At 68.8% G+C, this 13932-nt stretch carries 13 protein-coding genes; 8 read left to right on the top strand and 5 right to left on the bottom strand.

Annotated elements, in window-relative coordinates; genetic code table 11:
• The first annotated feature begins 9 nt into the window (after positions 1–9).
• The 4 genes from AWQ71_RS27435 to AWQ71_RS27420 are packed head-to-tail and all read left to right on the top strand — an operon-like array spanning position 10 to position 4123.
• Complete coding sequence (locus AWQ71_RS27435; RefSeq protein WP_067138131.1) at positions 10–987, top strand: alpha/beta hydrolase; 978 nt, start codon at positions 10–12, stop codon at positions 985–987.
• Entirely contained in the window at positions 980–2125 is a 1146-nt protein-coding gene (locus AWQ71_RS27430; protein WP_067138129.1) for an acyltransferase family protein, read from the top strand. The genes AWQ71_RS27435 and AWQ71_RS27430 overlap by 8 nt, the downstream gene beginning before the upstream one ends.
• A gap of 10 nt (positions 2126–2135) precedes the next feature.
• On the top strand, positions 2136–3455 hold the full coding sequence (locus tag AWQ71_RS27425) for a sensor histidine kinase (RefSeq protein WP_067138210.1): 1320 nt from the start codon (positions 2136–2138) through the stop codon (positions 3453–3455).
• Entirely contained in the window at positions 3452–4123 is a 672-nt protein-coding gene (locus AWQ71_RS27420) for a response regulator (RefSeq protein WP_067138126.1), read from the top strand. The genes AWQ71_RS27425 and AWQ71_RS27420 overlap by 4 nt, the downstream gene beginning before the upstream one ends.
• 312 nt (positions 4124–4435) lie before the next feature.
• Here the strand turns inward: AWQ71_RS27420 and AWQ71_RS41995 are convergent, their stop codons facing one another.
• The 3 genes from AWQ71_RS41995 to AWQ71_RS27415 form a co-directional block, all read right to left on the bottom strand.
• Entirely contained in the window at positions 4436–4789 is a 354-nt protein-coding gene (locus tag AWQ71_RS41995) for a ricin-type beta-trefoil lectin domain protein (RefSeq protein WP_157570605.1), read from the bottom strand.
• Between the two features lie 386 nt (positions 4790–5175).
• Positions 5176–5319, bottom strand: coding sequence for a hypothetical protein (locus AWQ71_RS41990; RefSeq protein WP_157570604.1), 144 nt, complete (start codon positions 5317–5319; stop codon positions 5176–5178).
• A gap of 28 nt (positions 5320–5347) precedes the next feature.
• On the bottom strand, positions 5348–5674 hold the full coding sequence (locus AWQ71_RS27415; protein ID WP_067138124.1) for a hypothetical protein: 327 nt from the start codon (positions 5672–5674) through the stop codon (positions 5348–5350).
• A 923-nt stretch (positions 5675–6597) separates the two neighbouring features.
• On the opposite strand from AWQ71_RS27415, the gene AWQ71_RS27410 reads away from it, so the two are divergent.
• Entirely contained in the window at positions 6598–7056 is a 459-nt protein-coding gene (locus AWQ71_RS27410) for a hypothetical protein (RefSeq protein ID WP_157570603.1), read from the top strand.
• A 318-nt stretch (positions 7057–7374) separates the two neighbouring features.
• Here the strand turns inward: AWQ71_RS27410 and AWQ71_RS27405 are convergent, their stop codons facing one another.
• Positions 7375–11112, bottom strand: a complete 3738-nt coding sequence (locus tag AWQ71_RS27405; RefSeq protein WP_067138120.1) for an nSTAND1 domain-containing NTPase — start codon at positions 11110–11112, stop codon at positions 7375–7377.
• 178 nt (positions 11113–11290) lie between these two features.
• On the opposite strand from AWQ71_RS27405, the gene AWQ71_RS27400 reads away from it, so the two are divergent.
• The 3 genes from AWQ71_RS27400 (at position 11291) to AWQ71_RS27390 (ending at position 13264) form a co-directional block, all read left to right on the top strand.
• A complete protein-coding gene (locus AWQ71_RS27400) occupies positions 11291–12184 on the top strand; it encodes a hypothetical protein (protein WP_157570602.1) in 894 nt (297 codons plus the stop codon).
• A 58-nt stretch (positions 12185–12242) separates the two neighbouring features.
• Positions 12243–12743 (top strand): hypothetical protein, encoded by a 501-nt coding sequence (locus AWQ71_RS27395; protein WP_067138116.1) that lies wholly within the window; start codon positions 12243–12245, stop codon positions 12741–12743.
• 125 nt (positions 12744–12868) lie between these two features.
• On the top strand, positions 12869–13264 hold the full coding sequence (locus AWQ71_RS27390) for a DUF5713 family protein (protein ID WP_369407218.1): 396 nt from the start codon (positions 12869–12871) through the stop codon (positions 13262–13264).
• A gap of 232 nt (positions 13265–13496) precedes the next feature.
• Here the strand turns inward: AWQ71_RS27390 and AWQ71_RS43380 are convergent, their stop codons facing one another.
• On the bottom strand, positions 13497–13859 hold the full coding sequence (locus AWQ71_RS43380; RefSeq protein WP_067138112.1) for a YncE family protein: 363 nt from the start codon (positions 13857–13859) through the stop codon (positions 13497–13499).
• Positions 13860–13932: the final 73 nt, after the last annotated feature.

The following is a 13932-nucleotide window of genomic DNA, read 5'->3' as shown; positions in this document are numbered from 1 at the left end:
CCATCCCCCATGGCGCCCAATTCGCGCGGGAGCCGCCTGCGCCGTGCCCTGCTCGCCGCGCTCGTCGCCGGCTCGGTGGCGGTGCCGATGTCGGGCGCGGCCCGCTCCGCGGCCGTCCCCGCGCCCGTCCCCGCCGTCTCCGCCGCCTGGGCTCCTCCGCGGGCCGTGACTCCCCCGGCTTTGGCCGGGCGATATGCCACCAGCCGTGCGGCCATCCGGGCGGCCGAGCGGACGGCCGCCGGTCACGGCGACCGGGGGCGGGCCGTGATGCTGGGGGCCCTGGCGGATCCGGCCCGGCAGTTCCTGTTCTTCGACGGCCGCGACGGGGGCCGTACGGCCGAGGTCTACGGCGACCTGTCGACGGCGGAGCGGATCGCCGTGCTGGTTCCCGGCGCCGACACCAACCTCGACAAGTACGGGCGCCTGCACGGTGGCGCGACGCGACTGGCGCGGGAGCTCGGTGCGCGGTCCGCGGTCATCGCCTGGATGGGCTATCGGACGCCCAGCATGATGAGCTTGGCGGCGCTGACGCCCGGCCGCGCGGATGAGGCCGCCCCCGGTCTTCGCGCGTTCGTCCGGGGGTTGCGGGTGGCCCGGCCCGGCGCGCGGATCTCGCTGCTGTGCCACTCCTACGGGAGTGTGGTCTGCGCCCGTGCCGCGTCCGGCCTGGACGTCGCGGACATCGTCCTGTACGGCAGCGCCGGGGTGGCCGCCGCCGACGTCGCCGCGCTGCGGACCCGGGCGACGGTGTGGGCCGGCCGGGGTGGCGGTGACTGGATCGCCGGCGTGCCGCACGTCCAGTTCCGTCTTCCGTTCGTCACGGTCGGGTTCGGAGTCGATCCGATGTCCCCGGAGTTCGGCGCGCGCGTCTTCGCGGCGGGTGACGGCGGGCACACCGACTATCTGGGGGCGGGTTCCCCGGCGCTGGAGAACATCGCCAGGATCGTCCGCGGGCAGGTCCCTTCGGTGGTGGGCCGCGGTGCGTGACCTCACCCGGCGGATCGGCGCGGCGACTCCCGCCGACCGCGACCGTGCCGTGGACGCGTTGCGCGCACTGGCCATCGGCGGTGTGGTGGCCGGCCACTGGCTGGTGACCGCCCTGGTCGTCGACAGCGGAACGGTGCGTGTCGCCAGCCCGCTGCGCCACCTGCCGCAGCTCGCCCCCTCGTCCTGGATGTTCCAGACGTTGGCGGTCTTCTTCCTGGTGGGCGGCTGGACGGGGGCGCGTGGTCACGCCGCGGCGCGCGCCCGGGGCAGGACGTACGGGCAGTGGCTGGGCGTACGGATGGCCCGCCTGTCGCGGCCGGTCTCCGCCGTGCTGGTCGTATGGGTCCTGGTCGCCGTGGCGCTCCTCGCCTCCGGCGCCGGGCTGGAGACCGTCCGCGTGCTCGTCAAGCTGGTGTACTCCCCGTTGTGGTTCCTGCTGGTCTTCGCGGCGCTGACGGCGGTGACTCCGCTGGTGGCGAAGCTGCACCCGCTGTGGCCGTTCGCCGTCGTCACGCTCGTCGACCTGGTCCGGTACGGCCTGGGCGGACCCGCCTGGCTCGGCTGGATCAACCTCGCCGCCGGCTGGCTGGTGCCGTACTGCCTGGGCGCGGCGTGGGGGCGGGGCCGGCTGCGCGGCGGCGCGACCGGATGGGCGCTGCTGCTCGGCGGCGCCGCCGCCACCGCGGCGCTCGTCGGCTGGGGCGGTTACCCGGTCGCCATGGTCGGAGTGCCCGGCGCCGCGATCTCCAACCTCAACCCGCCCACGCTCGCGGCCGTCACGTTCGGGGTGGCCCAGTGCGGTGCGGCGCTGCTGCTGGCCGGGCCGCTGCGGCGGGTGCTGCGCCGTCCCGCCGCCTGGGCGGTCGTGGCGGCGGTGAACCTGTCCACGATGACGATCTTCCTCTGGCACCAGACCGCGATGATCACGGTGACCGCCCTCGGCCTGCTCGCGGACGCGCCCGTGCCCAGCCTGCACACCGTCCCCGACACCTTGGGCTGGTTGCTCGCCCGGCTGGCCTGGCTGCCGGCGTTCCTTCTGGCCTTGCTGGTGTGCGTGACCGCGTTCGGCGTCTACGAGCACGGGCGGCCCGTACGCGAGAGGCGGCCCGCGCAAGAGCTGGAGGTATGGCGTGCTTAGGGTGACTTCCGTGCAGAAGGAGGAGAAAGGCGTCAGGGCTCGGCTCGTGGCGGCACTGCGGGCGGTACCGCGCAACCTGCGCGACGATCTGTGGACGACGGCGCGTGATCCGCTACCGCGTACGGGGCGGCCCAGCTGGCAGGACTGGATGCCGGCGTTCGCACTGATACTGGTGCTGTCGGCGACGTTCGTCGCCATCCCCAACATCAATCAGCTCGTCTCGCTCTACCAGCTGGACACGTCGTACGCCGTGCTGCTTGGCGTGCTCCAGTCGGCGGCGCTCGTCCTCGCACTCGTCCGGCCGGTACCGGCCTGGTGGGCGGTGACGATCGCCATGGTCGTCGTCGCGGCGGTCGCGGCGCCGCGCACCTCAGACGTGTTGTTCCCCTGGACCGGCCCCGGGCTCGCCCTGCAGGGCGGGGTGCTGCTCCTGCTTGCGTTGCGGGTCCGCCCCCGGGCCGCGGTCGAGGCGCTGGCGATCAGCATCATGGTGGGACTGGCCTGCGGCCTGTTCGTCTCCCGGGCGCACAACTACGGCGCCGGCACCGCCGCCGCGGTTCTCACCACCGTGGTGGTGGTCGGCGCGGCCGTGCGCGGCAGCCGGGTGGCCCGCACGGAACTGGTCCTGCAGGAGGAGCTCACCGCCGAGGAGCGGGCCCGGCGCACCCAGCTGGAGGAGCGCAACCGGATCGCCCGCGAGCTGCACGACGTGCTCGCCCACCACATGTCCTTGATCTCCATCCAGGCACAGGTCGCGCCGCATCTGGTCGAGGACCCGCCCGACGAGCTGAGGGAGAACCTCGCGGCGATCCGGGAGAACGCGGTGGAGGCGCTGACCGAGCTGCGCCGGGTGCTGGGCGTGCTGCGGTCGGAAGACCCCCTGGCGGACGGGGCGCGGCACGCCCCGCAGCCCACCCTCGACCGGCTGGACGAGCTGGTCGGCAATGTGCGCGACGCCGGACAGACCGTCACCACCCAGACCACCGGTGCACCGCGTCCGCTGTCGCCGGGCGTCGAGTTGTCGGCGTTCCGCATCGTTCAGGAGGCCCTCAGCAACGTGATGCGGCACTCCCCCGGGACGCGGGCGCGGGTGGAGCTCGGGTACGAGCCGCACGCTCTCGCCATCCGGGTCACCAACACCGCCCCGGCCGAGCCTGCCCCGCCGACCCGGATCGCCGGGCACGGGCTGCTGGGCATGCGCGAACGCGCGACCATGCTGGGTGGCGAACTGGCCGTCGGGCCCACCCCCGACGGAGGCTACGAAGTGACCGCGATCCTGCCCGCCACCCCTCGGAAACCCCCCGCCGACCCGGTTGAGGACACCCCGTGACGAACATCCGCGTACTGATCGCCGACGACCAGATGATGGTCCGCCAGGGATTCACGGTGCTGCTCAACGCCGAACCCGGCATCGAGGTCGTCGGCCAGGCCGTGGACGGCCTCGACGCCGTCGCCAAGGTCGCCGAGCTCACCCCGGACGTCGTCCTGATGGACATCCGGATGCCCCGGCTCGGCGGCATCGAGGCGACCCGCCGGATCATGGAACCCCCCGGCGCCGCCGTCAAGGTCCTCGTCCTGACCACCTTCGACCTCGACGAGTACGTGTATGAGGCCCTGCGCGCGGGCGCCTCCGGTTTTCTGCTGAAGGACGCCTCGGCCGCCGACCTGGCCCGGGCGGTGCGGGTGGTGGCGGCCGGCGACGCCCTGCTCGCCCCGAACATCACCAAGCGCCTCATCGTCGAGTTCTCCCGGCTGAGCGGCACCGCCCGCGCCCCGCTCAAGGAGCGCGTCGGCGACCTGACGGAACGCGAGTCCGAGGTGTTGTCGCTGATCGCGCAGGGCCTGTCGAACGCGGAGATCGCCGAGGCGCTGGTGGTGGCGGAGCAGACCGTGAAGTCACACGTGAGCCGCATCCTGGTCAAGCTGGGCCTGCGTGACCGGACCCAGGCCGCGGTCTTCGCGTACGAGACAGGGCTGGTGCGCCCGTCCGGACAGTAGGTTCGCGGGGGCCGGTCAATTATCAGCCATGGGAAGCCGCGTCCCGGTCGAGCCGGACGCCGTTCCGTACGCCGACCCGCCAACCCGCCGGCCCTGCCTCATATCCGGCCGCCACCACTCTTCGGCGCGCCCGGGGCCGTCACGTCGAATGAGCAGCCGTCTTTATCAAGGAGCGCGTGGAACGCCATATATCCGGTGAATTCTCATTTTGGATTCCGCATTTTGGATTCCACGGCGGCCGGTTACCATACAAAAGGCCCCGCACCACATGGTGGTGGGGGGCCTTTTGTTTCGGGAAGCTATTAAGGTGGCCTACGGCGCATTGTAGTACTGATAGTAGGTGGCGCCTCTATCGCTGCAGGAGCCGATATACCAGCCCCTCACGAGGCACTTGCTTGCGTCAGCCAGTGGATGGTACATGTATACGCCACTGTGTTTACTGGTGCCATTCGCGATCTTTTCCTCGTTGAACCCTTGAGTCCAGACGCTACTGCAGCCGCTGGTGGTGACTTTAAAGTTACCATCGACGTTCAGACAGGTGTCATAGGCCACGTTATGGAGTACGACCAGATGGGTGACCGAGTTGTAGCGGACGTGCCAACGACCCCTGGTGCTGCTGGCTGCGCAGGCTCCCTCATAGGTGGCGCCGCCGGAGATGGAGATCATGCACATTCTGTTCTGAAGATCGAACACGAAGCTGTAGGGGCCATACGTCGTCCACTCGCCGCTACTAGTCGCATTAGCAGCCGGAGTTACGATTGACAGAGTAGCGAGGACCGCCATGCTAATTGCTGCGACCTTGGCCCCGAGTTTTAGCATAATACCGCCTCCCGTGTTCGTGCGACCATCGAAATAAGTTTAATGAAATGAAGGCAGAAGAGCAGGCTATTGCGTGGATATTTGCGAAATTGCCCAGATGCCTGGAGTCTTTTCCATCGTGACGGTGCTGGCCAGAATGGGCCTGTGCAGAGCGGTGGCAGATGAGATGAAGCTTTCGATGAGACAGCAGTCGACCAAGATTTAATGCCCCGGCCGGCGGACTCGCTGCTGCTTTACTCTTCCTCATTCTGAAACACGCCCTGATGGTCCTCCTTGCCGCACAGCGTGACATCCAGATCGAGCGCACGCGTTTCCTCGGCGATGGTCCGCCGCTGCATATCGAGCGGCGGTGCCAGCACTTCTGCTATCGCGCTCAAAGTCCAGGTCGGAACTCCAACCCGGAGCTCACCCGCCGGTGCCGGGGTAGAAGTCCTCCTTCATCGGGGCAACCGTGCCGCCGCCGGGGTAGAAGTCCTCCTTCATCGGGGCAACCCCGCCGTGACTGGGCCAGGCGTCCTCCTTCATTGGAGCGACCGTGCCGCCGCCGGGGTAGAAGTCCTCCTTCATCGGGGCGACCCCGCCCTTGCCGGGCCAAGCCTCCTCGCCCATCGGGGCGATCCCGCCCGTGCTGGGGAAGAAGTCGTCCTTGGCGGCTGCCGGGCCGGCGGCCAGGGCGAGTCCGGCTGCGGCCAGCAGCCCGATCGCGGCCAGTTTGAGCGTCGTCTTGGTCATGCCGTCACCTCTCGTCACTCCTGATGCGTGATCTCCCGCCGCGCCCGGGTCGGGCACGGGATCCAGCGCACAACGCGGGGCCGCTGCCTGTGCCCCCGTTCCAGCCTGAGCAGGAACAGGCAGCTCATAGCCCCGCCCGGTCAGCGGCCGCGTCGACATCCCCAGCGTCGCCACGTCGCCGGCGGGTCCTCAGTCTCGGCGGACCGCCGATTGTCTGGTAGCCCCCCTCGCCAGTTCGGACAATCGGTGGCGGGCCTGCCGGCGCCCTTGCCCGCGTTGGGTGAATCGACTGCTGCGTCCGACCGGATGGGCGCGATCACTGAGTATGCGCACCCCCGCTATAGATCCGCTTTAGATCTGATATAGATCCGTTCGATCGCGGCGACGTCCATCGAATAGCGATCGCGCGAGGCAGTGTGTGCCGAGTCCGATCACGACGGCCCGAGCGTTGGGCCTTGATCTCCTGCGCGCCGCAGAAGGGGCAGCCGGGCGAGTCGTACAGCTTCTCGGGTACGTGCTCGCCGAGTACCAGGCCGTCACGTCAGCCAAGCCGATCTCGGTGAACGCGTCCTCGTCGCGCGGGTCCGTCGTGGCCGGCGCCATCGAGACTCGCCCCCGGCCGAGGAAGCGGATCGGCTGGTGTCGCTAATGGGGGTGTGAAAGGCGATCGAAGAGGTGGCGCCGTGCGGAAGCCGGCGGCCGCCGTGGAGATGGTCGCGACGATTGACGAACCGGCAGGACACGCGACAAGCCAGGGGTAAGGGCCGAGACGACGTGCAGCATCAAAATTGTCTGATGTGGCAAATCGGGGTTCCGGACAATCGACCAGTCACCAAAGCTAAGACGCGTCACCCCTGACCTGCGGTGACAGCAAGGCCACTCCAGTGCCTGCAGTCGAGCTGCTGACGGAAGGAACTCCTCGCGTGATCAAATCTCATCTCGTAGCCAGAGCAGTGGCCATCGCCGCCGCCGGCCTCGTCGGTCTCACAACTGCGACCCCGGCCGGGGCCTCCAGCGCAGCCAGCCTTCCGGACCGCCTGTACGGGTGTGCGCGTGGGGACTTCTGCGTGTACTCCACCGAGGTGATCTCGGCAGACACGAAGATCGGCATCGGCCGCGGCGAGACTTGGGACATCTTTCCCAACATCGACGGCAGCCCTTACAAAAATGTTCGGTCCTTCTTCAACTATGGTTTCCCGGACACGTACGACCATGTGGCCGTCACCTACGCCTTGCCAACCCGCAAGTTCATGACGCTCTGCGTCCATCGGGCCGAGGAAAACAACGTGGCCGCCGGCCACGAAGCCATCTCGGTCCCTGTCACGGTGGTGGCGATCGAGTGGATTAAGAAGTCCCAGGCTCCTTGCCATGAGTCGTCCTGAGTCGTAGGGAGATCGCTTCAAGAGGGCATCGTCCCCAGCCGGGCCGCCACTCCAGAGGCCAAAATCGGTCCGATCCTCCCCGAAGACGGGCCCCTCCCGAAAGTCCTGAAACTCTCTCCAACGCACGCGGGTAGACCTGTCGGGAAAGCCGGAAAACCTCGTCCTGACGGACGGGGCTGGGTGCGGAGAGAGCCCGAGGCCCCCTCGAGGGGGCCTCGGGCTCTCAGTGGTGCTGGTGGTGGACGCTGGGGGTGTCCGGGGCCGGTTGGGACGGTCCCTGCGTTGGCCGAACCGAAAGGGCGTCGGCCGATCATCCCTTCATCGGGCGTTGCCATCGCAGGTGGGCTGGTAGGGATAGCCGGGGAAGTAGGTGGCCCAGGTCTCCGGTGTGAGGCCTTGGCCTGCCCGGTGGCAGATGGTGGTGGCCGCAGCCGCTGGGGTGAGGTCGAATCGCTGGTAGGGGGTGCGCCCGGATGCGACGTAGAGGGCGTTGTCGTGCAGGGACATGGCCGAGACCATGCTGCCGGGAGCGGTGATGGGTGCCCCCATGGGCTGCTGTGTTTCGGTGTCCCACAGCTGAATCGTGCCGTTGGTCATCCCGACAGCGAGCATGCGCGCGTCCGGGGAGAAGGCGAGGGCGGTGACGGCCGCGGCCGAGGTCGTGGACGTGAGGGTGCCGATGTGGCGTCGCACTTTGCCGTCCCACAGTGCGGTCTGCCCGCCCCCCTTGCCGACGGCGAGGAAGCGTCCGTCGGGGCTGAAGGCCAGCGCGCCGGCCGCACCGAAGCTGCCCTCGCGGCGGGTCGGCACTCCTGCGGCGAGATCGGCGATGTGCCCCTGTGAGCTGACCAACAGTCGCTCGGTGGGGTCGACGGCGAGGCCGCCGCCGATGACGGGCACGGTCGCGGAGATGCGGCCCTTGGTCGGATCCCAGACGGTGGTCGTTCTGAGAGGTGAGGCATCTTCGTCGAGGGTTACTCCGCTTACTAACAGACGGTTGCCCGCGAAGGCTAGGCCGCCTCCTCCCCACTTCAGAGGAGGCGAGGTCGCGCTTACGCGTTGGCCGTCAAGATCCCACACCCATGCCCTGCGCAGCGGGGCCTGAAGGACGTCGCTGTAGGCCAGTGCCCGGCCGTCGCGCCGGAAGGCGGCGATCGCAGAGCATCCGGTCGTGCCTGGGGTGGTCGCCGGGCAGCGCAGTGGCGGGGGGCCGGGCAGGCGCTGCCCGCTGGTGCCGTCGCGTAGCTCGACTCGGTTGTTGTATGTGATGGCAAGGCGGCGGCCGTCGGGGCTGAAGGTCGCGCCCGTGGCGAGGTCGTCTCCCCCGTCGCTGCCGAAGACGGCGTTGAGTTGAAGCGTGCGGACGGTGATCAGTGTCGAGAAGTCCGAACCGTTAAGTGTCCTGAAAAGGTAGCGGATTCGGCCGGCAACTGGGTCGATCCTGAGGTCGAACGCGAATTCGCCGCCGAGCGGGTGCCGGAACAGTGGCACGTCGGTCTTGCTCAACCGCCATACCAGGAGCTCATCCATGCCGACCGTAGCCAGGAAGGAGCCGTCCTGGCTGAATTCGACCTCATCCACGCCCGGCGCCACGAGGGCGGCGGCCTCCTTGCCGTCGGGCAGGTGCCACAGCCGGACCCGGCCCTCTTCGGCCAGCAGCAGTCGTCGTCCGTCCGGGGCCAGGAATAGGCGTTCTTCCCGGCACTGGCGGGCCGACAGCGTCGGAGCCCAGGGCGCCGTGATCCTGTGGCCGTCGTCCAGGTTCCACAGCTGGACCGGCGCGCCGGGCACGCACAGTGCCATGACCTTGCTGTTCGCGCTGATCGTGGCGTCGGGAACGTCAGTTTCGACGGTCCCCCCTTGGTTGAGTGCCATGCCCAGCATGCGGACCTTTCCCCCGTGGTTCGGCCCGGACTTCTTTCGAGAGGTGCTCACCTGCAGGATCTTCCGCCGAGTGGCGAGGTCCCACACGCGGACGCGATAGCGGGAGCCGTCCGCTTGGTAGACGATGACCTGGTATCCGCTGCGGGTGACCTCGACGCCCAGGTTGGTGGTGTCCAACGGCGTTGGGTCGTGGTGGCCGGTGGTCATGTCCCACAGCGTCACCTTCGAGTTGATGGCCCGGCGATCCACGAGGGGGAGCCAGCGGACATCGCCCATGACCAGGGCAGCGTCGGGCAACCGCCCGCCGAGGCCGGGAGCCGTGGAGATCGTCCGGTGGCTGTCCAGGTCCCAGCGGGTGATTCGAGAGGCACCGGCGCTGATGAGTGAGCGGCCGTCGGTGCTGAGCCAGCGCATGGTGGCCGAGGCGGGGTCGGGGTCGGTGAAGGTGTCCTGCTGGGGCTGCCGGCTCGCGGTCAGCAGGGCGGCGCGGGTCTCGGGAAGGTCGGCCAGGCGCCAGGCGGCCAGGCTGAGCTGCATCGCCAGGCGCGGATCGGATTGGCGCAGACTCTCGGCAGTGCCGATCATCTGGCGAGCGTGCGCCTCGCGCTGCTGCCGGCTGCTGGCCGTTTTCTGCTGCCAGGCCAGTGACACCGCTACCAGCGCGAGCGTGACCACGACCGAGAGGAACAAGGTGCGCAGTCTGCTCCGGCGGCGCGCTCTGTGGTGGGCGGCTGTGCTGGCCTCCAGGAACGCCCGCTCCTCAGGGGTGAGCGCATCGAGGCGTTCGGTGAGATGCTCGCGGGCGTTGGCGAGTTGGAGCCCGCGGTAGAGGGTGCCGGGGTCGCGGGCGTGATCCTGCCAGGCGGTGGCCGCCTCGGTGAGGCGGCGGTGGACGCGCAGGCGTTCCCGGTCTTCCTCCACCCAGCCGCGCAGGCGCGGCCAGGCGGTCAGCAGCGCCTCGTGCGCCAGGTCGGCGGTGTCGTCGTCCAGGATGATCAGCCGGGCAGCGGCCAGCCGCTCCAGCAGCAGCGGGCCGAAGTCACCGTCCTGGCCGGTGACCAGCTCAGCCCGGATCACAGGGCGGCGGGTGTCCTGGTTGCCCGCCTCACCCGGGGTGATCATGCGCAGCAGCAGGTGGCGCAACCGTTGCTGTTGCGGGGGCGTGAGCGCGGCGTACATCTCTTCCGCGGTGTGGGCGACCGCGCCGTCGATACCTCCAGCCGCTTCGTACGCCTGCATGGTCAGCGCCTTGCCGCGGCGGCGCCGCCAGGTCTCCAGCAGCGCGTGCGACATCAGCGGCAGCCCGCCCGGCTGGCCGGTCACCTCCTCGACGAGTCTGGCCGTCAGTTCACGCTGCACGATCAGGCCGGCCGCGGCCGCCGGCTTGACGATCGCCTCCCGCAACTCCGCCGGGCTCATCGGGCCCACCAGGATCGTGGAATCCCGGACGGCCTCGATGAGCTCGGGATGATGCGCACAATGGCCGAAGAAGTCCGCGCGGACGGCCAACACCACCCGGGTGCCATCCTCGCCGTGGCCGAGGGTCATGAGCGCGTTGATGAACGCCTGCCGCGCCGCGGGGTCCAGGCACAGGGTGAACGTCTCCTCGAACTGGTCGACGACGACCACCTCGACGCCACCGGGGTGCGGCTGCTCCAGATGCGCTGCGGGAGTGGCGACGCTGACCGTGCGCGGCTGCAGCGCCGGCACCAGGCCGGCACGCAGCAGTGAGGACTTGCCGCTGCCTGACGGTCCCACCACCATCACGAACCGGTGCGCTCCCACCAGCGTGGCCAGCCGTTCGACCAGTGCGCCGCGGCCGAAGAAGTACGCCTGGTCGGCTGTTTCGAACCTGGCCAGCCCACGGTACGGCGCTTGGACGGCGGCACCTGAGGCCGCCGTCTCGAGAGCGGAGGCGCAGACCTCCTCCCAGCGGGCCTGCCACTCCCGGCGGTCTCCGCCGCACGCCTCGACATAGGCGAGCGTGACCGGCAGTGTCGCCAGCTTGTCCCCGGCGGCCGCCGCGGCCAGCGTGGCGGACGAGAAATGCACCTGCGCCGCCATGGCCCGGTACGACGGGCTGCCCGCCTCCTGGCGCAACTTGCGTAGTTCGACGGCGAAGGCGGCCACCGGGCCGTCCGCCGGATCCACCGGCCGCTCGCGACGCCCCACACGATCCCCTTCGTCCCCCGACAAGGCAAACCAACACAAAGTACGACGTCGGGCGGAGGTGATCAAGTTTGTCTGAGGTGGCGAATCGGGGTGGCAGACAATCCGCCGGCCTCCGAAGCTGAGCGGTGTCGCCCGCCGAGCAGGGCCGACGTCGATTCCGAGCAGAACGGGGACACGGATGCTTTTCACGGGGCGCGGGCGGGCCGCAGCGGTGGTCGCAGGCCATGTTCTGGCCCTGGGGTTGCTCACCGGGTGCGGCGCCGGCCCCAGCGTGCCGCCGACTCCGCTCACCCAGGCCGACTACGTGGTCCTGAAACGCGCGGAACTCCTACTCATCCGCGACTGCATGCAAGAGCACGGCTTCTGGTACTGGGTGCCGAAGATGTGGGAGCCGTCGCGAGGGCTCGGCTTCGTCCTCGACGATCCGGACTGGGCGCGTGAGCACGGGTACGGGGGCCTCGATCGGCAGAAGGCCATGCAAGAAAAGCGAGACGACCCCAACATCGCCTACCGCGACAGCCTGCCCGCGGCCCGCCAAGCCCAGTACGCCCTCGCCATGAGCGGCGGCGACGACGTCAAAGTGCTCACCGCGCACCTGCCCGACGGAGGAACGATCAACAGCGCCCCCGGCGGGTGCCAGCTGTCGAGCAGCGAAGAGCTCTACGGCAACCGCGAGCGATGGTTCCGCCTGGACACCCTCGCCTCCAACATCGCGCCGCTGTACATGCGGGAGGTCGCCAAGGACGCGCGCTTCACCGCGGCCTTGTCCTCATGGTCGCGGTGCATGCGCGGGAAAGGCCACGCCTACGCCACGCCACCGGAGATCCGGGCAGCCCTTCCCGATCTCACCGATGGGCTGGCTCCCGCCCAGGCCCACGCCATCGAGGTGAAGCTCGCCGTGGCGGAGGCCACCTGCGCACGCGCCATCTCGCTCACCTCGACCTTGCGTGCGCTGCAAGCCGAATACCAGCCCAAGGTGGAGGGCCCCTACGCGTCCAGCCTCCGGACCCACGCCCGGCTGCTGCGCGAGGCATTCGAGCGCGCGAATGAGATCAACCACTCCACCCCCTGACTTCCGCGGCACGAGGCCGCGGATCATCCCTCACCGAGGGCTCACGAAAGAAGGATCAATGCGCAAGATCCACCTCGCGGCGGTAGCCGTGGGCTTGGCCGTCGCCGCCGTCCCCATGTCCGCCCCCTCCTCGGCAGCCAGCACCGCCATGGAGTCGCACTGCCTCACGCTGAAGAACTTGTACGGGCGGGACGGCGACCTCCACGCCTTCCGAGACACCTTCTGCTATTTCCCGCTCGGCTATGACGAGGGCGATGACCCCAACTGGGCCGACAACTCGGGCGGGTTCTACGGCAGTGCCGGCAACAACGCCATGTCCATCCTCAATAACGGCATACCTGGAAAGTATGACGTCGTCGCCGTGTACGACTACGAGAATTACTGGTCTTGGGGCGGGTACCGGTGCCTGGGCGTGGGCGCCTGGGAGTCCGACCTGAGCAAGTTCAGGTTCGTCGACCCCAACGGCAACGCGAAGGGCCCCATGGCTCGCCAGATCTCCTCGCATAAGTGGGTCACCAGCGGCGACTGCGCAGCTAAAAGCTGGATCGGCCTGCCGTAACGCGAGAAATGATCGGCGCCATCATCGGATGATCTGGGAAGGCGGCTCCCTTGCTGAATCATCCGGTGATGGTTACGCGACACCCCTGTTGTCCCCGAGGACCGGTAGGAACTGTCGGTGGGGTCGTGCAGTATCGAACCGCCGAACCACCGAACCGCCGACAGGAACAGGAGATCTCGGTGTCACTCTCAAACCCTCAGGTGGCCGACTACGCCTTTCTCAGTGGCATGTCCGACGACGACTACTACCCGGGTCACCTCGTCGACAAGGGGAAGACGATCCTGCTGAGGCTGTGCGAGCGGATCGAGGCCGAGCGGCCGTCGGATCTCACGGCGCTGTACGTGCTCACGGAGTCCGCGACAGAGGAGTTCAACGAGCTGGAGGAGGAGTTCGGCGCGGCCGGCAGCGAAATCGAGACCGTCGCCCGAGATGTGATCGCCGTGGACTTCCATTTTGTGGCGTCGGCATACGGCTTCGCGGAGGCGGACATCGAAGAGTTGGTCGCCGCCCGGGAGTGGTGACGCTCGCCGGCCCGGGTTTCAGCGGCTCTGGGAACGGGCTCACCGAGACGACGCGGGACGAAGAACGAGCTTGTCGTAATGGTTGGCGAAGAAATGAACGTAGGCGAGCGCTTCCGGGATGGCACCCATGCCGTCACTCTTCGCTGACAGAATCGCGGTTTCGCTCGTGCCACGGACGGCGTACACGGTGAACGGCCGGTGCGGGGGAAGCCCCCGCAGGTCGACGACGATCTCATCGAGTCCGGGAACGGACCGGATGTTCGCCGTTCCCGGACCCGGGAACTCCTCGCACGTCAATCGGAAGGTTCACGACGGGCATGCCCAGCCCCTGCCGGCTCAGGTTCGCACCGGAACCACGACTCGCGCGGGCCACATAGACCAACGCCATCGGGTACTGCCCGATGCGCAGAGTCTTGACCACCGACATCGTCTTGGTGTCGATCACGTCGACCGCGTCGGATTTCTGCAGCACCACGTAGATGCGGGAGTTGTCCGGGCTGGGCCAGATGCCGTGTGGACCGGCACCGTGGTTGTGGATGCGCCTGACCAGAGTGAGCGGGCCGCCGCTCGGCGAACGCCGGTAAACCAACGGCACCGCCGCTGGTCGGCGCTCCGGCCAGATGCTCCGGACGCCACGAGCACCCGGTACGCGGCAGGTGGCGCCAAGT

The organism is Microtetraspora malaysiensis, from assembly GCF_001528665.1.
In the GTDB taxonomy this organism is placed as follows: Bacteria; Actinomycetota; Actinomycetes; order Streptosporangiales; family Streptosporangiaceae; genus Microtetraspora_A; species Microtetraspora_A malaysiensis.
Note: the sequence above shows the minus strand (reverse complement) of the source record. Positions and strands in the feature narration are given on the sequence as shown.